Below are 19,403 nucleotides of genomic sequence, written 5' to 3'. Positions count from 1 at the left end.
CCACGGCGCAACACGCGCCCCCCATCCAGGGCGTGGGCTGCGGATCAGAGTGCGGCCAGCAGCGCGTCGGCCGGCTTGAAATGCGCGGGCCAGCTCGGGGCGACGTAGCCGTCGAGGCGCCGCGCCAGAGCTTCGCGATGTTCGCCCCCCGGACGGCTCAAGTCCTCCACCGCCCGCCGCCAGCCGAGCCCGTCGAGGGGATCGAGGAAGTCGGCGAAGCCCGCGCCGATCTCGCGGTGGACCGCGATGTCGGAGGCGACCACCGGCACGCCGGAGGCTGCGGCCTCGACGATCGGGATGCCGTAGCCCTCGGTGAAGGAGGGCATCAGCAGGGCGGTGCAGCTGCGCGTCAGCGCGGCGAGGCCGTGGGTCGAGAGGCCCGAGACCTCGACGACGTGCGGGCGGATCGACTCGCAGCGCTCCAGCAGGTCGACGACGTTCTCCGCCTCCCAGCCGCGGCGCCCGACGAGCACGAGGCGGGGCGTGTCCGGGCCGTGCCGTTCGACGAGGTCGCGCCAGAGGTGCAGCAGCAGCAGGTGGTTCTTGCGCGGCTCGATGGTGCCGCAGACCAGGAAGGTCGGCCGGTCGGGCGCGAATCGCGGCCCTTCTCGCCCGAAGGCCGGCTCGACGCCGAGATGGCCGACCGCGAGCGGCGGCCGCCCGAACCCGTCGGCGGCAAGATGCGCCAGCGTCCGCTCGCCGGTGTCGGCCGAGTTCACGATGATGGCGGCCGCGTGCCGCCCGATGGTCCGCATGCGCAGGCGGTGGCGTTCGGCCTCGCCCGTCCGGCCGTATTCGGGATGGGTGATCGGGATCAGGTCGTGGACGAAGAACACCGGCCGCACGTCGGCGCGGGTGTAGAGCCAGTCGAACCGCTCCGGCTTGTCGAGGCGCAGGTGCGAGGTGTGGAGATAGAGGCTGCCCTCGGGCAGGGCCGCCACCGGTGCGGCGCGAAAGATGCCGAGCACGGTCTCCGCCTGGATGCGGCGGCGACGGAGCGTGCTCGATCGCGTGGGGCCGCGCCCGGCGGCGACGTCCGCCGGCCGGCCGGCGAGCCGCGCCTCCAGGCGGCGGTAGACCGGGTCGGATTCGGCCGCCACGTCCTCGATCCACCCGGCCGCGACCGCCTCGACGATCCGGGACGCATGCGCCCGGTCGAGCACGCGCGGCCCGAGCCCGGTCGAGACCAGCCCGAAGCGCGGCCCCGCGCCCGCGAGCACGTGGCGGGCGTAGGCGAGGTCGACCCGGTCGATCCCCGACGGGCTCGCATGGCGCAGACGGGTGACGAGGCGGGTGAGGTCGAAGGCGATCGGCCGTATGGTCATGATGCTCCGCTCGGCCGTCCGAGGCCGTGGCGGGTGTTAGCCGGCGGGCGGACGGAGGGCCAGCGGAGCCGGGTTCGAGGGCTGGCGGATCGACGGTGCTCGGCGAAACGTCCGCCCCTCAATACGTCCAGCGCTGGGCCTTCGAGACCAGGAAGTCGCGGAACGCCTGGACGCGGGCGACGGTTCGCATCTCCTCGGCGTAGACGAGGTAGCTCTCCAGCGTCGGCATCTCGCTCTCGCGCAGCACCTGGACGAGGTGGTCGTCGCCGTCGACGGCGTAGTCCGGCAGGATGCCGATGCCGGCGCCGGTCTCCATCGCCCGCTGCAGCGCGCCGATGTTGTTGACGGTGAAGGCGACCGGGCGGCGCTCGCGGCCCTCGCGGCCGACGTTGGCGAGCCAGTGCGCGGCCAGCAGGTAGGACGGCTCGTTGCCGCCGAAGGAGACGAGCCGGTGCTCGTCGAGGTCCTCGACGGTCTTGGGCTCGCCGAAGCGCTTCACGTAATCCTGGCTGGCGAAGGCGTGGTAGTGCACCGTGAACAGCCGGCGCTGGATCAGGTCGGGCTGGGCCGGGCGGCGCATGCGGATGGCGACGTCCGCCTCGCGCATGGCGAGGTCGAGCTCCTCGTTGGTGAGGATCAGCTCGATCCGCACGTCCGGGTACAGGTCGAGGAACTCGGCGACGCGTTGCGCCAGCCAGGCGGTGCCGAGCCCGACGGTGGTGGTCACCTTGAGGTCGCCCGATGGCCGCTCGCTGGTCTCGACCAAGCGCGCGCGGGTGTTCTCCAGCCGCAGCTTCATGTCGCGCGCGGCGCGGAACAGTAGGTCGCCCTGTTCGGTGAGGATCAGTCCGCGGGCGTGCCGGTGGAACAGCGGCGCCTTGAGCTCGCGTTCCAGCGCGCTGATCTGGCGGCTGACCGCGGATTGGCTGAGGCCGATGTCGTCGCCGGCACGGGTGAAGCTGCCGGCCTCCGCCACGTTGAGGAAGATCCGGATCTTGTCCCAATCCACGGCGAGACTCCCTCACGCAAACCGACGGTGCCGGGGCGCGCAGGCTCCGTCACGACGCCTGCCACTCATGCGTCCTGGGCATGGTCGCGCGCAAGGCGCGGCACAAAGAAAATGTTGACAGAACCGTCAAGCGGGTTCGATCCGCGCAGTCGTGCCCCGCCCGAATGCGGATTCGGGAGGGCGGATGGACGTCCGGCTACTCGGCGGCCGCCTGGACCGGGCTTTCGCCGATGTCGAGGTTGGCGAGGTACTTCTCCGCCTCCAGCGCGGCCATGCAGCCCATGCCGGCCGCGGTGATCGCCTGGCGGTAGACGTCGTCGGTGACGTCGCCGGCCGCGAACACGCCGGGGATCTCGGTTTCGGCGGTACCGGGGCGGACGCTGAGATAGCCGCCGTGGCGCATCGTCAGCTGCCCCTCGAACACCTCGGTCGCGGGCTTGTGGCCGATCGCGACGAACACGCCGTCGACCGGCACCTCGCTGGCCTCGCCGGTGCGGGTGTCCTTGAGGCGCAGGTGGGTCACCGACGGGGCGGGGCTGGTGGTGCCGCAGATCTCGTCGATCTCGCGGTTCCACAGCACCTCGACGTTCGGGTGCTTGAACAGGCGCTCCTGCAGGATGCGCTCGGCGCGGAACGCGTCGCGGCGATGGATCACCGTGACCTTCGAGGCGAGGTTGGCGAGGTAGAGCGCCTCCTCCACCGCGGTGTTGCCGCCGCCGACCACCGCCACCGGCTTGCCGCGGAAGAAGAAGCCGTCGCAGGTCGCGCAGGCCGAGACGCCGCCGCCCTGGAACTTGGCCTCGGAGGGCAGGCCGAGCCACTTCGCCTGCGCGCCGGTGGCGACGATCAGCGCGTCGCAGGAATAGGTCTCGCCCGAATCCGCCTCGAGCCGGAACGGGCGCACCTTGAGGTCGACCTTGGTGATGTACTCCGACAGGATCGTGGTGCCGACGTGCTCGGCCTGGAGCCGCATCTGCTCCATCAGCCACGGGCCCTGGATCGCCTCGGCGAAGCCCGGATAGTTCTCGACGTCGGTGGTGATCATCAGCTGGCCGCCGGGCTGGAAGCCCGAGATCATCAGCGGCTGGACCATGGCGCGGGCGGCGTAGATCGCGGCCGTGTAACCGGCCGGCCCCGAACCGACGACGATCAGCCTGGAATGGGTGTGGGCCATGGCGTCCTCTACTTCCTAGCTCTAGAGCATTTTCCGTGATCCCTGGATCACGGGGAATGCTCCAACCTACTGTGTGGTCGCATTTCCTTCACGCGAGCCGGCATCCACCTCGCATGAAAATGCTCTAATCCAGGCGATCCTGCGTCACGCTCGCGCCGTGCGCCGCGCGGAAGGCGGCGTAGCCGTCGGCCAGCGCGCGCGCGATCACCGGCGTCGCGTCGATCGGCTTGTACGCGAGCGGCTCCAACCGCCCGGTAAACGGGCGCAACGCCCCGGCCATCGCCAGCCCGGCGAACATCCGCCGATGGCGGATATAGGTACGCGGCAGGTCGAACAGCAGCACCGGCGCGCCGGTGGAGACCGCCTCGCTGACCATGTTGGCCGAATCCGAGGTCACGACGATGGCGTCGGCGAAAGCCAGCATCGCGACGTAGGGGTTGTCGCCGCCGCCGTCCCAGAGGAAGCCGCCGGTCTCGGCGACAAGCGTGCGGATCGCGTCGCGCAGCGGGTCCGGCGTGCGGCGCGAGACGGTGACCATCAGGCGGCAGCCGGAGCCGGCGAGCTTGCGCAGGTCGCCGACGAGGCGCTGCATGTCGAGGGCGCGATAGCTCAAGTGCCGGCTGTCGCCGCCGATCAGCACCGCGACGCGCGGCCCGTCCAGCGCCGACAGCCGCGGGTCCGGCCGGGCGCGGGCCGCCGCGATCCGCTCGGCGGTGACCAGGTGCGGCGCGGTGAGCGTGGTGAAGACGTTGGGGCCGCGCAGGTCGTCGTAGTCGGGCACCCAGATGAAGTCGGCGCTGTCGTGCCCGGTGCGCGGGTCTTTGAGGAAGGCGGTGAAGGTGCGGCCCGCCGCCGCCCGGCGCATGGCGCGGAGATACGGCACCGCGCGGCGCCCCGAGGCGATCAGGATGTCGGGATAGGGGCCGGCCAGCGCGCCGCGGCGGCGATACGGCCCCTGGCGCGGGTCGATCGGCCCCCACGGCGCCGTCCAGCCGAACGGGCCGTTCGCCGGCACGCGGCGGATCTCGTAGGACAGGCCGAGGGTTTCGGCGATGCCGACGCACTGGTTCTCGTCGCCGGCCTTGCCGTCGGTGACGATCCAGGCGCGGGCGCCGGCCAGGGCCGGGCTGGGAAGCGTCTCGCTGGGGGCGGCCACGTCAGTCGGCGGGCAGGTTGCGGACGAGCCAGTCGGCGTAGATGTCGGCGATGGCCGTGACGCGGCGGCGCTCGGATTGCGGGTCGTACCAGGCACCGCCGAAGCTCGACGGGGTCGCCGTGAGCTGCGGGTGGCGGCCGAGCACCGCGCCGTCCCGGGCGACCAACAGGGCCTCGCCGTCGAGGTAGTCGTTCTGCGAGCCGCCGCCGAAGCCGGAGCGGCCGTTGGTGCCGCCGCCGGCATAGGGCCGCAGCGAGAAGCCGCGCACCAGCACCACGAGGCTGGGGCCGCGACCGCCGAGGCGGCTCGCGAAGCGGCTGCGCAGGGCCGCGGTCAGGTCCGCGCGGAGCGCCTCGGCCTGCGCACCCGCACCGAGCGCCAGGAGGGGGCGCACGTCGACGCGCACGTCCGCGAAGCGCTCGCCGCGCAGGCTCGGAAAGTCACCGGCCCGGGCGGCGACGGCAAGCGCCGACGCGGCGAACGCCGAGAGGGCGAGCAGCCCGGCGATCCGGCGTCGCGCCATCCGCACCGGTCAGGCCCCGTACCGGATGCCGACGACCTCGTAGGACTTGCCTCCGCCGGGCGTCGTCACCTCGACGGAATCGCCGACACCCTTGCCGATCAGCGCCCGCGCGATCGGCGAGGTGATCGAGACGCGGCCCGAATGCACGTCGGCCTCGGGTTCGCCGACGATCTGGTAGGTCTTCTCTTCCTCGGTGTCGTCGTCCAGGAGCTTCACGGTGGCGCCGAACTTGATCTTGTCGCCCGAGAGCTTGGTGACGTCGATGATCTCGGCGCGGGAGATCAGGCTCTCTAGCTCGAGCACGCGGCCCTCGTTGTGGGACTGCGCCTCCTTGGCGGCGTGGTACTCGGCGTTCTCGGAGAGGTCGCCGTGCGCGCGCGCTTCGGAGATCGCCGCGACGATGCGCGGGCGCTCCACCTGCTGGCGGTGCTTCAGCTCCTCCTCCATGGCTGCGAAGCCACGCACCGTGATCGGAACCTTGTCTATCGCCATCGTCTCGCGCCACAATGAAGAGGCCCGGCCGGACGCGGCGATGCCGCGCCCTCCGGGCCAGATTCCAACAACCCGTCCGAACGCGTGTCCCGCGATCGGTTCGAAACGTCGTGTCGCCGCCCGGCTTCAGGCTGCGAAGTATTCCTGCAGGGCGCGGACCCGAAGATCGCCTTCGAGATAGGCCTGAATGCCCTCGGCCGCCGCCATCGCTCCCGCCAGAGTGGTGTAGTACGGCACCTTATGCAAGAGGGCCGCCCGGCGCAGCGAGCGCGAGTCCGACAGCGCGCCCGCGCCCTCGGTGGTGTTCAGGACGAGCTGGATGTCGCCGTTCTTGATCGAGTCGACCACGTGCGGCCGGCCCTCCAGGACCTTGTTCACCCGGTCGCAGGCGACGCCGTTCTCGACGAGGTAGCGCTGGGTGCCCCCGGTGGCCACGATCGAGAAGCCGAGGCCGGCGAGCAGCCGGATCGAGGGCAGGATGCGGGCCTTGTCGCCGTCGCGCACCGAGACGAACACCGTCCCCGAGCGCGGCACCTTGGTGCCGGAGCCGAGCTGGCTCTTGGCGAAGGCGACGCCGAAGCCAGCGTCCAACCCGATGACCTCGCCGGTGGAGCGCATCTCCGGCCCGAGCAGCACGTCGACGCCGGGGAAGCGCGCGAAGGGGAACACCGCCTCCTTCACCGCGATGTGGTTCAGGACCTTCTTCTTCAGGCCGAACGTGGCCAGGGCCTCGCCGGCCATCACGCGTGCGGCGATCTTGGCGATCGGCTCGCCGATCACCTTGGCGACGAAGGGCACGGTGCGGGACGCACGCGGGTTCACCTCCAGCACGTAGATCGCGCCGTCCTTGATCGCGTACTGCACGTTCATCAGGCCGCCGACCTTCAGCGCCAGCGCCATCGCCTTGGTCTGGCGCTCGAGCTCGGCGATGGTCTCGGGCGAGAGCGAGCGCGAGGGCAGCGAGCAGGCCGAATCGCCGGAATGGATGCCGGCCTCCTCGATGTGCTCCATGATGCCGGCGATGAACACGTCGGTGCCGTCGCAGACCGCGTCCACGTCGATCTCGACCGCGTCCGACAGGTAGCGGTCGAACAGCAGCGGGTTCTTGCCGAGCACCGTGTTGATTTGACCGGTCTTGTCGTTCGGGTAGCGCGACTTGACCTCGGACGGGATCAGGCTCGGCAGCGTGTCGAGCAGGTAGTCGGCGAACTGCGTCTCGTCGCGGATGATCGCCATGGCGCGGCCGCCGAGCACGTAGCTCGGCCGCACCACGAAGGGCAGGCCGAGGTCGGCGGCGACCATCCGGCCCTGCTCGACCGAGTAGGCGATGCCGTTCTTGGGCTGCTTCATCCCGAGCTTGTCCAGCAGCCGCTTGAACTGGTCGCGGTCCTCGGCGAGGTCGATCGCGTCCGGCGAGGTGCCGAGGATCGGCACGCCGGCGGCTTCGAGCGCGCGGGCGAGCTTCAGCGGGGTCTGGCCGCCGAACTGCACGATGACGCCGTGGAGCGTCCCGTTCTGCCGCTCGGTCTCGATGATCTCGAGCACGTCCTCCTGCGTCAGCGGCTCGAAGTAGAGCCGGTCGGAGGTGTCGTAGTCGGTCGAGACCGTCTCCGGGTTGCAGTTGACCATGATGGTCTCGTAGCCGGCCTCCGACAGCGCGTAGCAGGCGTGGCAGCAGCAATAGTCGAACTCGATGCCCTGGCCGATCCGGTTCGGGCCGCCGCCGAGGATGATGACCTTCTTCGCGTCCGTCGGCCGGGCCTCGTCGGCGACCTCGCCGGCGAAGGGGGCGACGTAGGTCGAGTACATGTAGGCGGTCGGCGCCTTGAACTCGGCGGCGCAGGTGTCGATGCGCTTGTAGACCGGCCGCACCTTCAGGGCGTGGCGCGCCTCGCGCACCGCCGGCTCGTCGGTGCCGGCGAGCACCGCGAGGCGGGCGTCGGAGAAGCCGGCGGCCTTGAGCTGGCGGAACGCGCCCGGCGTCGTCGGCAGGCCGTGCGCCTTCACCCGGTTCTCCAGGTCGATGATGCCCTGCAGCTGCTCCAGGAACCACGGGTCGATCTTGCACGATGCGTGGACCTCGGCGTGGCTGATGCCGAGGCGGAGCGCCTGCGCGACGTTGAGCAGCCGGTCCGGCGTCGGCGTGCCGATGGCAGCCTTGATCGCGTTGTGGTCGTCGCCCTTGCCCAGCCCCTCGATCTCGATCTCGTCGAGCCCGGTCAGCCCGGTCTCGAGCGAGCGAAGCGCCTTCTGCAGCGACTCGGCGAAGCATCGGCCGATCGCCATGGCCTCGCCCACCGATTTCATCGCGGTGGTGAGCGTCGGCTCGGCGCCGGGGAATTTTTCGAACGCGAACCGGGGGATCTTGGTGACGACGTAGTCGATCGTCGGCTCGAACGAGGCCGGGGTCGCGCCGCCGGTGATGTCGTTGGCGATCTCGTCCAGGGTGTAGCCGACGGCGAGCTTGGCCGCGACCTTGGCGATCGGGAAGCCGGTGGCCTTCGAGGCGAGCGCGGAAGAGCGCGAGACGCGCGGGTTCATCTCGATGACGATCATCCGGCCGGTGGCCGGGTCGATGGCGAACTGCACGTTCGAGCCGCCGGTCTCGACGCCGATCTCGCGGAGCACCGCGAGCGAGGCGTCGCGCATCACCTGGTATTCCTTGTCGGTCAGCGTCAGCGCCGGCGCGACGGTGATGGAATCGCCGGTGTGGACGCCCATCGGGTCGATGTTCTCGATCGAGCAGACGATGATGCAGTTGTCGTTCTTATCCCGAACGACCTCCATCTCGTATTCCTTCCAGCCGAGCACCGATTCCTCGATCAGCACCTCGTTGGTCGGCGAGGCGTCGATGCCGCGCTCGACGATGTCGAGGAACTCCTCGCGGTTGTAGGCGATGCCGCCGCCGGTGCCGCCCATGGTGAAGGACGGCCGGATGATCGCCGGCAGGCCGACCTCGGCGAGCGCGATCAGCGCCTGGCCGAGCGCATGCTCGATGTAGCGCTTGCGCCGGTCGCCCTCGCCCGCATGCCAGGTCTTCTCGAAGGCGGCGATCGCCGCGTCCCGCTCCGCGCCCGCGGGCCATTGGCCCTCGATGCGGGCGATCTCGGCGAGGCGCTTGTCGCGGTCGGCCTTCTTCGGGGCGGAGGCGTTGGCGAGCTCGGACTTGGGCGTCTCCAGCCCGATCTTCGTCATCGCGTCGCGGAAGAGGTGCCGGTCCTCGGCCTTGTCGATGGCCTCGGCCGTCGCGCCGATCATCTGGACGCCGTACTTCTCCAGCACGCCCATGCGCTGCAACGAGAGCGCGCAGTTCAACGCGGTCTGCCCGCCCATGGTCGGCAGGATCGCGTCCGGCCGTTCCTTCTCGATGATCTTGGCGACGATCTCGGGGGTGATCGGCTCGACGTAGGTCGCGTCCGCCATGTCCGGGTCGGTCATGATGGTCGCGGGGTTCGAGTTCACCAGCACGATCCGGTAGCCCTCCTCGCGGAGCGCCTTGCAGGCCTGGGTGCCGGAATAGTCGAACTCGCAGGCCTGCCCGATGATGATCGGCCCCGCGCCGACGATGAGGATCGAGGAGATATCGGTGCGCTTCGGCATCGGACGCCTTCGGTACGGTCACGCGTGCCCGGCCGCGCAGCCCCGGTCTACGGGCGGCACGGATGGGCGCAGGCGGCGGGATTGTCGTTGAGGCCCGCGTCTACACGCAGCCGCAGGCGTTTGAAAGGGCGTGCGCGCGCATGGTTGGCCCATCCGCTTTCACAAGCGCTTCGGGCGGGTGCGTTTTCCACCTCCACCCCGGGGCGACCGGTCCTGCTGGGCGAGGCCTGCGAATCGACGGGACAGCCTCGCCGCCGTCATCCCGGGGCTGCGCAGCAGAGCCCGGGATCCAGAGCCGCCGAGGGAGACTGGTTCGGGCGCCACGGCGGTTCTGGAGATTCCGGGCTCGCCTACGGCGCCCCGGAACGACGGGTCCGGGGTTGTCTGAAGTGAAAGGTGCGCGCGTGCGGCGGCCGAGACGGCCGAAAACGACTTCGGCCCGCTCAGAGGCCGGCGTAGAGCGCGGCGACGGCGCGGTCGATCGAGAGGTAGAAGACGCCGAAGGCGACCAGCGCCGCGACCGCGAACTCCAAGGCGACGTTCGGCAGGGTCTGCGAGCGGCGGATCACCTCGCGGCCGAAGACCAGCGAGACCCAGGCCAGCGTCAGCAGCGCCGGCATCACGAAGAGGTAGGACACCGTGCTCTCGATGTGGTCGAGGCCGGAGGCGGGATCGAGGATCGCGCGGATGTTGCGCACCCACGGCGCGTAGCAGGCGGCGTAGAGCGTGGTCAGCCACGAAAGGCCGACGGCGACCCCGAGGTGGAAGCTGAAGATGCGGTGCAGACGGGAGAAGTCGTCGCGCGCGTCGTCGAAAGTCATCCGTCAGCCCCGTTGGTCGGCAATCGGCCCGGCGACGACCGTTGGCGGATCGTCGTTAACAGGCGGTTGCCGTGGGATGCCGGCCGATCCTGTATTTTCTGTGACGCCGGGCTTCCGCTCGGCGCCACAATTGCGGCCGCCCGGCTAAAGACTCAGCCGATGCCTTCGAACAAGGCCGAGGAGATGTAGCGCTCGGCGAACGAGCACGCGATCGTGACGATGCGCTTACCCTTGAACTCCGGCCGGCTCGCCAGCTCCAGTGCCGCGGCCACGTTGCCGCCGGTGGAGATGCCGCCGGGGATGCCTTCGAGGCGGGCGAGCTCGCGGGCGGTCTCGAACGCCTGCTGGTTCGAGACGGTGATGACGCCGTCGACGATGGCGCGGTCGAGGTTGTCCGGGATGAAGCCGGCGCCGATGCCCTGGATCTTGTGGGGGCCGGGTTGGCCGCCGGAGATGACCGGCGAATCGGTCGGCTCCACCGCGAACACTTTCAGGTTCGGCAGGCGCGGCTTCAACACCGAGCCGACGCCGGTGATGGTGCCGCCGGTGCCGACGCCGGCCACGAACGCGTCGAGCTGGCCGTCGGTGTCGTTCCAGATCTCCTCCGCGGTGGTCTTGCGGTGGATCTCGGGGTTGGCCGGGTTCGAGAATTGCTGCGGCATCACCGAGCCGGGGATCTCGGAGAGCAGCTCCTCGGCCTTGGCGATGGCGCCCTTCATGCCCTGCGGCCCCGGCGTCAGCGCGAGCTCGGCGCCGAGGAAGGCCAGCATCTTGCGGCGCTCCAGCGACATCGTCTCGGGCATCACCAGGATCAGGCGGTAGCCGCGGGCGGCGGCCACGAACGCCAGCGCGATGCCGGTGTTGCCGGAGGTCGGCTCCACCAGGGTGCCGCCCGGCTTCAGCTTGCCCGAGGCCTCCAGCGCGTCGATCATGTTGACGCCGATGCGGTCCTTCACGCTGGCGATCGGGTTGAAGAACTCGAGCTTCAGCAGGATTTCGGCGTCGATGCCGCGCGCCTGCGGCAGGCGGTTCAGGCGCACGAGCGGCGTGTTGCCGATGGTCTCGGTGATCGAGCCGTAGACGCGGCCATGGCCGGGCTTGCGGTCTTGGGTGTCGGCGGATGCCATGGTCGCGAATCTCCGAAGGGACGCTCAGGTGACGGCGCGCCGGACCGCCCCTGACGGGGCGGGGCCGGGCGTTTCCGGAGCCGGGATATCGCGTGCGGCGGGCGGGGGCAATCGGGCCAAGTGCCGGGCAGGGCGATCTTTTTCTCCTCCGCCGGCATGCCTCGCGGCGGCGTGGAAGATCCCGACTGCGCAGACGCCGATGCGGGGAAGATCGTTCTTCGCGCGCCGGGCGGTCGGGGCGCCTCGTCAGCGTGCGCCCATCACCAGGAGGATGCCGAGCAGCGGCAGGGCGGCCGCGAGCCAGGCCGCACCGCGGTGGAAGCTCGACGGCGCGACGTAGCGGGAGACGTCCTGGATGCCGGGGCGGAGCGCCGCCCGCCCGAAACCGACCTTCGCCATGCGCCGCCCCCGTCGTGAACCGGAGGGCAGAAGGCGCGAGGGCGTCTCAAGGCCGGGTGAATCCGGCTCCGGCGTCTCGCGGCGTGGTCAACGGGGCCTTAAACGGGGCCTCAGAGCGCGCGGTCGAACTTCAGCTCACCGTTGGGGCTCTTGAGCACGAGCTGCGAGCCGACCATGTCCCACTGCGCGGTGGTACGGAGCGCCACGAAGTAGGCCTGCTCGGCCGCCTGGAGGCTCTTGTCGCAGGACTTCTTGGTGAGGGCGAGCGGGCCGACCGCGAGGTGCTGCTCCTTGAGCGGGAAGGCGGTCGCCGCGAAGGTGTTGCAGCCGCCGTAGCCGCGGGCGCGGTACTGCTTGTCGATGATGAAGCTCGGCCGGTCGGCGCCGCCGAACGGCTTGCCGTTGATGCTCACCGCCGTCCAGGTCGAATCGAGCGGGAACACCTTCTCGGTCTGCTTCGCGCCGGGGATGTACTGCTCTTTCTTCTCTTCGCCGCCGGGCCGGCGGTTGCCCTTGCCGAAGCCGCTCATCGAGGCCGCGCCCTGCGCCATCGTCTCGGTGGCCGTGGTCAGCGCCAGCGCGCCGGCGGCGCAGGCCAGAGCGGCGATCAGCATCGGTTTCATGGTACGCCCCTTGTCCCGTTGTCCCGGTGCGCCACCCTCAAGCATCCTGAAGCTTGTGCATCCCGAAGCTCGTGGCGGCGCGCGGAAGCGCCAATGCGATAGGATTTCAGCGCAATTGTGGTCAAGGCGACCGCGGGCGGGCTTTTGCCGGCATCCCACGCGAAGTTCGGCGGACGCGCCGCGGGATTTCTGAAACGATCCGGGTTCCGCTCCGTTGTCACGCACCGGATCGATGGATGTGAGGAGAGTTCGGCGTGGCGGGATCTGACGAAGGTGGCCAGAGCGGCGCGGCCCCGAGGCCGATGAGCCCGGTCCAGTCGCGGGCGGCGCGCGGGTTGCTCGGATGGTCGGAAGCCGAGCTGGCCGGCAAGGCCGGGCTGGACGCCGGCTTCGTGCGCGACTTCGAGGCGGGCCACGGCGATCCGCCCTCGGGCCAGCTGGAGGTGCTGCGCAGCGCGCTGATGGCGGCCGGCGTCGCCTTCACCGAGGACGGCAGCTCCGGCGTGCGGCTCGGACCGGCTGGCGGCGAAGGCATCCGCGCCGACGCCCTGACCACCGAGAACGATCGCTGACGAAAACGATCGCTGAATGGGCACCGGGCCCCGCCTCGGGGACCCGCGCGCCCGTGCCACCTCGCCCGCGCCCCGGCGTCGGTTCAGGATCGTGGCCTTCGAATGCGCGAGCCGGGACGATGGCGGACCACAAGGCCGAACTCCGCGAGACCCTGCGCCAGATGGAGATCGCCACCAGCGAGGCGGCGGCCTCCTGCATACCCGGGCTGCTCGCGCGCCTGCGCCGGCACGAGGCGGGGCTTCCGGGCCATCCGCTGATCCGCCCGTGGCGGCGCTGGCGCATCCGCCGCCTCGCCGGCGCCGTGGCGGAGGCGCGCTGGCACGTCGAGCAGGGGCGGCGCGCGCGCATGGGCGGGCTGTCCGGCCGCGGCTGAGCCGGCCTTGCCGACAGGGCCGCCGCTCGTGCAAAGCGTTGCCAACGCGCCGCACCATCCGGAGACCACGCCCGTGACCGATGACAACCCGCGCCGGCCCGACCACGCGGTCGACCCGCTCTTCGTCGATCGCCGCTCGCCCCGCCTGTTCACCGGCGAGGCGGTGCCCGAGGCGGAGCTGATGCGGATGTTCGAGGCGGCGCGCTGGTCGCCCTCCTCCTACAATTCCCAGCCCTGGCGCTTCCTCTACGCCCTGCGCGACGACGCGCACTGGGAGACGTTCTTCGGCCTGATCCTGCCGGGCAACCAGAAATGGGTCGCCGGCACCGGCGCCCTGGTGTTCCTGGTCTCGAACGAGCGCATGAAGGTCGGCGACGAGCTCAAGCCGTCGGCGAGCCATTCCCTCGATGCGGGCGCGGCTTCGCTGGCCTTCCAGCTCCAGGCCAACCGCCAGGGCTGGCATGTCCACGGCATGGGCGGGTTCGACCGGGAGCGCGCGCCGGGCGTGCTCAACGTACCCGAGCACCACACCATCGAGGCCGCCTACGGCGTCGGCCGCGCGGTGGCGCCGGCCGAGCTCGACGCGGACCAGCGCGCCAAGGAGGCCCATAACGGCCGCCGGCCGATCACCGACTTCGTCTTCGCCGGCGGCTTCCCCGCCGACCGCGGCTAGGGGCGGGTGGACGCGTCCGGGCCGGGCTTCCGCTGGGACATCCCGGCCCGGTACAACGTCGGCGTCGACGTCTGCGACCGCTGGGGCGCGGCCGAGCCGGAGCGCCCGGCGATCCTCGAGGTCGCCGCCGACGGCGCGGTCGCGACCACGACCTTCGGGCGGCTGCGCACGGATTCGAACCGCCTCGCCGGGGCGCTCGCCGCCCACGGCGTCGCGCCCGGCGACCGCGTCGCGGTGCTGCTGCCGCAATCGGCCGCCGTGATGGTGGCGCACGCCGCCGCCTACAAGCTCGGCGCCGTCGCCCTGCCGCTGGCCGGCCTGTTCGGCCCCGAGGCCCTGGCCTACCGGCTGGCCGATTCGGGCGCGCGCGCCTGCATCACCGACGCAGCGGGACTGGCCAAGCTCGACCCGATCCGCGGGCGGCTGCCCGACCTCGCGCTGCTGGTCTCGGTGGACGGCGCCGCGGGCGACGCGCTCAGTCTCGCCGACCTGCTCGCCGGCGCCGCGCCCGACTTCGCGGCCCGGGACACCGGCCCGGACGACCCCGCGCTGATGATCTACACCTCCGGCACCACCGGCCAGGCGAAGGGCGCCCTGCACGGGCACCGGGTGCTGCTCGGCCACATGCCCGGCTTCGACCGGATGCACGCCTTCCCGCCCCGCTCCGGCGACCTGATGTGGACGCCCTCGGACTGGGCCTGGGCCGGCGGCCTGCTCAACGTGCTGATGCCCTCGCTCCGCCACGGCGTGCCGGTGGTGGCGCGGGCCGCCCGCTTCGAGGCCGACGCCGCCTTCCGGCTGATCGAACGCCTGCGGATCACCAACGCCTTCCTGGCGCCGACCGCGCTGCGGATGCTGCGGACGATCGCGACGCCGCGGGAGCGCTACGACCTCTCGTCCCTGCGCAACGTCGCCTCGGCGGGCGAGGCGCTCGGCGCCGACACCTATCGCTGGGTGAAGGACGCCCTCGGGCTTTCCGTCGGCGAGGCCTACGGGCAGACCGAGTGCAACCTCGTGCTCTCGGCCGCGCCCGCGGAAGGGGTCGGGCGGGCGGGCTCGGCCGGCGTGCCGGTGCCCGGCCATCGCGTGGCGATCCTTCGGCCCGACGGCAGCGAGGCCGGCGTGGACGAGCCGGGCGAGATCGCCGTCGCCCGCCCCGACCCGGTGATGTTCCTGCGCTACTGGAACCAGCCGGAGGCGACCGCGCGCAAGTTCTCCGGCGACTGGATGCTCACCGGCGACCAGGCACGACGCGACGCCGACGGCTACGTCCACTTCGTCGGCCGCGACGACGACCTCATCACCTCGGCCGCCTACCGGATCGGCCCGGCCGAGATCGAGGATTGCCTCTGCACCCACCCGGCGGTGGCGCTCGCCGCCGCGATCGGCAAGCCCGACCCGCTGCGCACCGAGATCGTGAAGGCCTTCGTCGTCCTGCGCCCGGGCCATGCCCCCTCGCCGGAGCTCGCCGACGCGATCCAGGCCTTCGTCCGCACCCGGCTCTCGGCCCACGAATACCCGCGCGAGATCGAATTCCGCGATCACCTGCCGATGACGACAACCGGCAAGATCATCCGCCGGGCGCTGCGCGACGCGGGGTGAGTCGTCGGCTCGCCAGGCTCGGTCGGTCCGCCTTCCGGGGAGCCCCCTCTCCCCGCGGGCGGGGAGAGGCCCGCAGGCACCTCGCCGTGCCTGCGGGAAGCGGAGGCGGAGCCGCAGCGGCGGTGAGGGGGAGGTGCCGGACGAGGCTCTTCCGTCGCCCCCCTCACCGGCGGCTGCCGCCTCGCTTCGCCGACGACGAGGTCGGCGAAGTCCTCTCCCCCACCGAAGTCGGGCCTGCCCGACTTCGGCAGGCAAGATCGGATCTCGGGCAGGCCCGAGATCCGTGCGGCGAGAGGGGATGCGCAGCGACCGACTGCCTCAGGCGAACAGGCGCTCGCCCTGGAGGTCCTTGTATAAGCCCGCCACCTGCTCGCCGTAGCCGTTGTAGATCAGCGTCGGGACGCGGGTGTCGGTGCCGAGCACGCGTTCGCTCGCCTGGCTCCAGCGCGGGTGCGGCACGGCCGGGTTGACGTTGGCCCAGAAGCCGTACTCGGACGGGCCGAGCGCCTCCCAGAAGGTCTTGGGCCGCTCGGCCACGAACGAAACCTTCACGATCGACTTGATCGACTTGAACCCGTACTTCCACGGCAGCGCGAGGCGGATCGGCGCGCCGAACTGGTTCGGCAGCGGCTTGCCGTAGATGCCGGTGGCGATGAAGGCGAGGTCATTGCCCGCCTCCTCCATCGTCAGGCCCTCGACATAGGGCCACGGGTAGAAGGTGCGCTGGCCCGGCGCCATCTTGCGGTCGAGGAAGGTCGTCAGCTGGACGTACTTCGCCCCCGAGGCGGGCTTGGCCAGCGCCACGAGCTTCGCCAGCGGGAATCCGGTCCACGGCACCGACATCGACCACGCCTCGACGCAGCGGTGGCGGTAGAGCCGCTCCTCCAGGCCGACCTTGCGGACCAGGTCCTCGACCCCGATGTCGAACGGCTTCTCCACCAGGCCGTCGACCTTGATCGTCCACGGGCTAGTCTTGAGGGCGTCGGCCGCCGGCAGCACGGTCTTCGATGTGCCGAACTCGTAGAAGTTGTTGTAGTCGCCGCTGAACTTTTCAGGAGTCAGCGGACGGTCGAGGGCGTAGGCGTCGTTGCGCGGGGCCGGATAGGGGCCGGTCTCGGCCAGCGCCCGCCCGCCCAGCATCGCCGCCGCCGCGAGGCCGGCGGAGCCGCCGAGCAGCGCCCGCCGGTCGAGGAACACCGATTCCGGCGTGACGAGGTGTTCGGGAATCTCCCAGCCGCGCAACCGCTTGATCAGCATCGTCGTCTCCGAATCGTGTCCGCCGCCGCAGCCGCGCCGCCCCTCGCGGGTGCCGGGCGCCTGCCGCGAACTGAATGTTCGCCGTCTACGGCGCAGGGGTTACCTGCGTTTCGCGTCACGCGGGTGGCGCTTCGTCGCGGAGCGCCCGGCGCAGCACCTTGCCGACGTTGGTCTTCGGCAGGCTCGCCTGCAGCACGACCTTGCGCGGCACCTTGTAGCCGGTGAGCTGGGTTCGCGCGTGGGCGCGGATCGCCTCAGGCGTCAGGTCGGGGTCGCGCACGACGACGTGGGCCACCACCATCTCGCCGGTCTCGGCGCTGGGCGCGCCGACCACGGCGCATTCGAGCACGCCGGGATGGGCGGCGAGCACGTCCTCGACCTCGTTCGGGTAGACGTTGAAGCCGGAGACGAGGATCATGTCCTTCATCCGGTCGACGATCCGCACCTCTCCGTCCGCCTCCATCACGGCGACGTCGCCGGTGCGGAAGAACCCGTCGGCGGTGGTGGCGGCGGCGGTCTCGTCGGGGCGCTTCCAGTAGCCCTTCATCACCTGCGGCCCGCGCACGCAGATCTCGCCGGGGGTGCCGGCCGGCACCGGCATCCCGTCAGGGCCGCGGATCGACACCTCGGTGGAGGGCAGCGGGTAGCCGATCGTGCCGGACCACGTCCCCAGCCGATACGGGTTCACGCAGACCACCGGCGAAGTCTCCGACAGGCCGTAGCCCTCGATGATGGTCTTGCCGGTGACCGCCTTCCAGCGCGCGGCGACCGCGCTCTGCACCGCCATGCCGCCGGCGACCACGTAGTCGAGCTGCGAGAAGTCCACCGTGTCGATCTTCGGATGGTTGTTCAACAAGTTGAACAAGGTGTTGACCCCAGAGAAGTGCGTGAAGCGCGTCTTCGCCAGCGTCTTCACGAAGCCGTCGCCGTCGCGCGGGTTGGGAATCAGCAGGCAGCTGCCGCCGGTGCGCATGAAGAAGAAGAAGCAGCAGGTCAGCGCGAAGATGTGATACAGCGGCAGCGCGGTGACCATCACCCGGCCGGGCGCTTCGATCCCCTCGAGCCAGACTTCGCTCTGGACGACGTTCACCATGATGTTGCGGTGGGTTAGCATCGCCGCCTTGGCGATGCCGGTGGTGCCGCCGGTGTATTGCAGGAAGGCGATGTCGCCCTGCGTCACCTGGATTGCAGGCGCCTTCAGCCCCCTGCCCTGCCGCAGGGCCGCGTCCAACCGCACCGTCTTGTCCGCAGGCAGGGCGAAGGGCTTCACCGCCTTCTTCAGGTGGCGCGAGGCGAGATCCACGACCTTGCCCTTGAGCCCGAGGCCGTCGCCGGGGCCGGCGAGCACCACGCGGTCGAGGGCGACGCCGGGCATCGCCTCGGCGACGGTGTGGGCGAAGTTCTCCAGCACGACGAGGATGCGCGCGCCGGAATCGTTGAGCTGCGCCGACAGCTCGCGTGGCGTGTAGAGCGGGTTGATGTTGACCACCGTGCCGCCGGCGACCAGCACCCCGAAGATCGCGACCGCGTAGGCCGGCACGTTCGGCATCATGATCGCGACGCGGTCGCCCTTGGCGAGTCCTTGCGCGGCGAGCCAAGCGGCCAGCGCGCGGGCGGCGGCGCCCATCGCGGCGTAGGTCATCGAAGAGCCGAAGCACGTCACCGCCGGCCTTTTGGCGAAGCGCGCGGTGCTGGTCTCGAACAGGTCGACGAGGGTGCCGAGGCTGTCGGCGTCGATCTCCGCCGGCATGCCCGGCGGGTAGGCGGCGAGCCACGGGCGCGGTGCCCGGCTTTCCTGGATCACGGCGTTTCTCCATCGCGCACGGCATTCTTGGCCGCGCTTATCGGTCTTGCGTGTTCGCTCCCCTTGGCTGGGACTGTGCGGGATCGCTCCGCCCGCGGCAAGCGAGCGCAGCCGGCCCCGGGCGGCAGGCGCTGACAGCCGGCGGATTATGCCGTCGCGGCACGCGCCCGTCGGCCGAAGGCCACGACGAGGGCGTGCGGCAGGGCGGCGGCGAGGACCAGCAGCGCGGCGATGCCCGCCTCCGACCCGTCGAACGCCCGGCCCGGCCAGGGTCCGATGCCCTCCGCCCGGCCGAGCCCGAGGAGGGCGGCGGCGAACCACAGGGCGAGGAAACCGCAGAATGTGAACCCGATGCGGGCGCGCCAGCCGGTCCGCGGGCGGAGCCGCCCGGCCGCGAGCCAGCCGAACAGGCCGAGGATCGTGCCGAACAGGAGCGCCGCGACCGCGGCCCCGAGGGCGTAGGCGAGCCAGAGCGGCTGGCCGGTGAGGAACGCCATGCTGCCGGTGCCGTAGGCCCCGCGCAGGATCACGCCGCCGAAGGTCGGGTAGAGCGAGGCCAGCAGCAGCGCAGCGATCCCGACGACGCCCCACACCGCCCGGCGCGGGACGCCGGCCGGCCCCGGCGCCGCGGCCGCCGCGACGAGGCGGGCCAAGCCGTAGGCCAGGGCGAAGGCGAACAGCGGATAGCTGTCGAGGAAGAACCCGTAGGCGCGTGGCGCCAGCCATTCAGGCAGGTCGGAGCGCTGGCTGAGGCCCGTGGCCGCGACGAGGCCGAGGGCGAGTAGCGCCGCCACCACGGGGGCGGCGGCGGCAACACTGGAATTCCGCATCGAACCGTCCCCCCGGACCGCGGCCGCTAGACGAAACGCGAC

18 protein-coding genes are annotated in these 19,403 nt (G+C 71.2%); 4 read left to right on the top strand and 14 right to left on the bottom strand.

The window, feature by feature from the left end:
- Window positions 1-44 precede the first annotated feature (44 nt).
- The 11 genes from MFF13_RS01485 to MFF13_RS01435 form a co-directional block, all read right to left on the bottom strand.
- Entirely contained in the window at window positions 45-1,325 is a 1,281-nt protein-coding gene (locus tag MFF13_RS01485; RefSeq protein WP_238270229.1) for a glycosyltransferase family 4 protein, read from the bottom strand.
- A 118-nt stretch (window positions 1,326-1,443) separates the two neighbouring features.
- A complete protein-coding gene (locus tag MFF13_RS01480) occupies window positions 1,444-2,334 on the bottom strand; it encodes a LysR family transcriptional regulator (RefSeq protein WP_147750355.1) in 891 nt (296 codons plus the stop codon).
- Between the two features lie 196 nt (window positions 2,335-2,530).
- A complete protein-coding gene (trxB, locus tag MFF13_RS01475; protein ID WP_147764431.1) occupies window positions 2,531-3,508 on the bottom strand; it encodes a thioredoxin-disulfide reductase in 978 nt (325 codons plus the stop codon).
- 124 nt (window positions 3,509-3,632) lie between these two features.
- Window positions 3,633-4,664: a mitochondrial fission ELM1 family protein gene (locus tag MFF13_RS01470; protein ID WP_238270227.1), complete on the bottom strand. Its 1,032-nt coding sequence runs from the start codon at window positions 4,662-4,664 to the stop codon at window positions 3,633-3,635.
- Window position 4,665: 1 nt separating this feature from the next.
- Window positions 4,666-5,187 (bottom strand): hypothetical protein, encoded by a 522-nt coding sequence (locus MFF13_RS01465; RefSeq protein WP_147764433.1) that lies wholly within the window; start codon window positions 5,185-5,187, stop codon window positions 4,666-4,668.
- A gap of 9 nt (window positions 5,188-5,196) precedes the next feature.
- Complete coding sequence (gene greA / locus MFF13_RS01460; RefSeq protein WP_187273746.1) at window positions 5,197-5,673, bottom strand: transcription elongation factor GreA; 477 nt, start codon at window positions 5,671-5,673, stop codon at window positions 5,197-5,199.
- Window positions 5,674-5,805: 132 nt separating this feature from the next.
- Window positions 5,806-9,279, bottom strand: a complete 3,474-nt coding sequence (gene carB / locus MFF13_RS01455) for a carbamoyl-phosphate synthase large subunit (RefSeq protein ID WP_147764434.1) — start codon at window positions 9,277-9,279, stop codon at window positions 5,806-5,808.
- A gap of 443 nt (window positions 9,280-9,722) precedes the next feature.
- Complete coding sequence (locus MFF13_RS01450) at window positions 9,723-10,100, bottom strand: hypothetical protein (protein ID WP_147764435.1); 378 nt, start codon at window positions 10,098-10,100, stop codon at window positions 9,723-9,725.
- Window positions 10,101-10,252: 152 nt separating this feature from the next.
- Complete coding sequence (cysK, locus tag MFF13_RS01445) at window positions 10,253-11,227, bottom strand: cysteine synthase A (RefSeq protein WP_147764436.1); 975 nt, start codon at window positions 11,225-11,227, stop codon at window positions 10,253-10,255.
- Between the two features lie 246 nt (window positions 11,228-11,473).
- Complete coding sequence (locus MFF13_RS01440; protein ID WP_187273745.1) at window positions 11,474-11,626, bottom strand: hypothetical protein; 153 nt, start codon at window positions 11,624-11,626, stop codon at window positions 11,474-11,476.
- A gap of 110 nt (window positions 11,627-11,736) precedes the next feature.
- Complete coding sequence (locus tag MFF13_RS01435; protein WP_147750347.1) at window positions 11,737-12,249, bottom strand: META domain-containing protein; 513 nt, start codon at window positions 12,247-12,249, stop codon at window positions 11,737-11,739.
- Between the two features lie 254 nt (window positions 12,250-12,503).
- Here MFF13_RS01435 and MFF13_RS01430 point away from each other — a divergent pair, with 254 nt between their 5' ends.
- The 4 genes from MFF13_RS01430 to MFF13_RS01415 all read left to right on the top strand — a co-directional run bounded on the left by MFF13_RS01430 (window position 12,504) and on the right by MFF13_RS01415 (window position 15,470).
- Entirely contained in the window at window positions 12,504-12,821 is a 318-nt protein-coding gene (locus MFF13_RS01430; RefSeq protein ID WP_238270225.1) for a helix-turn-helix domain-containing protein, read from the top strand.
- 119 nt (window positions 12,822-12,940) lie between these two features.
- Window positions 12,941-13,195 (top strand): hypothetical protein, encoded by a 255-nt coding sequence (locus MFF13_RS01425; protein WP_238270223.1) that lies wholly within the window; start codon window positions 12,941-12,943, stop codon window positions 13,193-13,195.
- A gap of 73 nt (window positions 13,196-13,268) precedes the next feature.
- The gene (locus MFF13_RS01420) at window positions 13,269-13,868 is read left to right on the top strand and encodes a nitroreductase family protein (protein WP_238270221.1); all 600 of its coding nucleotides are present in this window, start codon (window positions 13,269-13,271) and stop codon (window positions 13,866-13,868) included.
- A gap of 6 nt (window positions 13,869-13,874) precedes the next feature.
- Window positions 13,875-15,470: an acetate--CoA ligase gene (locus MFF13_RS01415; protein ID WP_238270220.1), complete on the top strand. Its 1,596-nt coding sequence runs from the start codon at window positions 13,875-13,877 to the stop codon at window positions 15,468-15,470.
- Window positions 15,471-15,788: 318 nt separating this feature from the next.
- Here the strand turns inward: MFF13_RS01415 and msrP are convergent, their stop codons facing one another.
- The 3 genes from msrP to MFF13_RS01400 all read right to left on the bottom strand — a co-directional run bounded on the left by msrP (window position 15,789) and on the right by MFF13_RS01400 (window position 19,361).
- Complete coding sequence (gene msrP, locus MFF13_RS01410) at window positions 15,789-16,727, bottom strand: protein-methionine-sulfoxide reductase catalytic subunit MsrP (protein WP_147832328.1); 939 nt, start codon at window positions 16,725-16,727, stop codon at window positions 15,789-15,791.
- Between the two features lie 115 nt (window positions 16,728-16,842).
- Entirely contained in the window at window positions 16,843-18,477 is a 1,635-nt protein-coding gene (locus MFF13_RS01405; RefSeq protein ID WP_373322468.1) for an AMP-binding protein, read from the bottom strand.
- Between the two features lie 200 nt (window positions 18,478-18,677).
- A complete protein-coding gene (locus MFF13_RS01400) occupies window positions 18,678-19,361 on the bottom strand; it encodes a hypothetical protein (protein ID WP_238270216.1) in 684 nt (227 codons plus the stop codon).
- Between the last annotated feature and the right edge of the window lie 42 nt (window positions 19,362-19,403).

The organism is Methylobacterium cerastii, assembly GCF_022179125.1.
Lineage (GTDB): Bacteria > Pseudomonadota > Alphaproteobacteria > Rhizobiales > Beijerinckiaceae > Methylobacterium > Methylobacterium cerastii.
Note: the sequence above shows the minus strand (reverse complement) of the source record. Positions and strands in the feature narration are given on the sequence as shown.

Bases quoted from the DNA above. Each gene is read 5' to 3' on its own strand.
- msrP (WP_147832328.1), bottom strand. From the start codon at position 16,727: ATGCTGATCAAGCGGTTGCGCGGCTGGGAGATTCCCGAACACCTCGTC.
- MFF13_RS01485 (WP_238270229.1), bottom strand. From the start codon at position 1,325: ATGACCATACGGCCGATCGCCTTCGACCTCACCCGCCTCGTCACCCGT.
- MFF13_RS01405 (WP_373322468.1), bottom strand. From the start codon at position 18,477: ATGCCGGCGGAGATCGACGCCGACAGCCTCGGCACCCTCGTCGACCTG.
- MFF13_RS01425 (WP_238270223.1), top strand. From the start codon at position 12,941: ATGGCGGACCACAAGGCCGAACTCCGCGAGACCCTGCGCCAGATGGAG.
- MFF13_RS01440 (WP_187273745.1), bottom strand. From the start codon at position 11,626: ATGGCGAAGGTCGGTTTCGGGCGGGCGGCGCTCCGCCCCGGCATCCAG.
- MFF13_RS01400 (WP_238270216.1), bottom strand. From the start codon at position 19,361: ATGCGGAATTCCAGTGTTGCCGCCGCCGCCCCCGTGGTGGCGGCGCTA.
- trxB (WP_147764431.1), bottom strand. From the start codon at position 3,508: ATGGCCCACACCCATTCCAGGCTGATCGTCGTCGGTTCGGGGCCGGCC.
- MFF13_RS01465 (WP_147764433.1), bottom strand. From the start codon at position 5,187: ATGGCGCGACGCCGGATCGCCGGGCTGCTCGCCCTCTCGGCGTTCGCC.
- cysK (WP_147764436.1), bottom strand. From the start codon at position 11,227: ATGGCATCCGCCGACACCCAAGACCGCAAGCCCGGCCATGGCCGCGTC.
- carB (WP_147764434.1), bottom strand. From the start codon at position 9,279: ATGCCGAAGCGCACCGATATCTCCTCGATCCTCATCGTCGGCGCGGGG.
- MFF13_RS01450 (WP_147764435.1), bottom strand. From the start codon at position 10,100: ATGACTTTCGACGACGCGCGCGACGACTTCTCCCGTCTGCACCGCATC.
- MFF13_RS01435 (WP_147750347.1), bottom strand. From the start codon at position 12,249: ATGAAACCGATGCTGATCGCCGCTCTGGCCTGCGCCGCCGGCGCGCTG.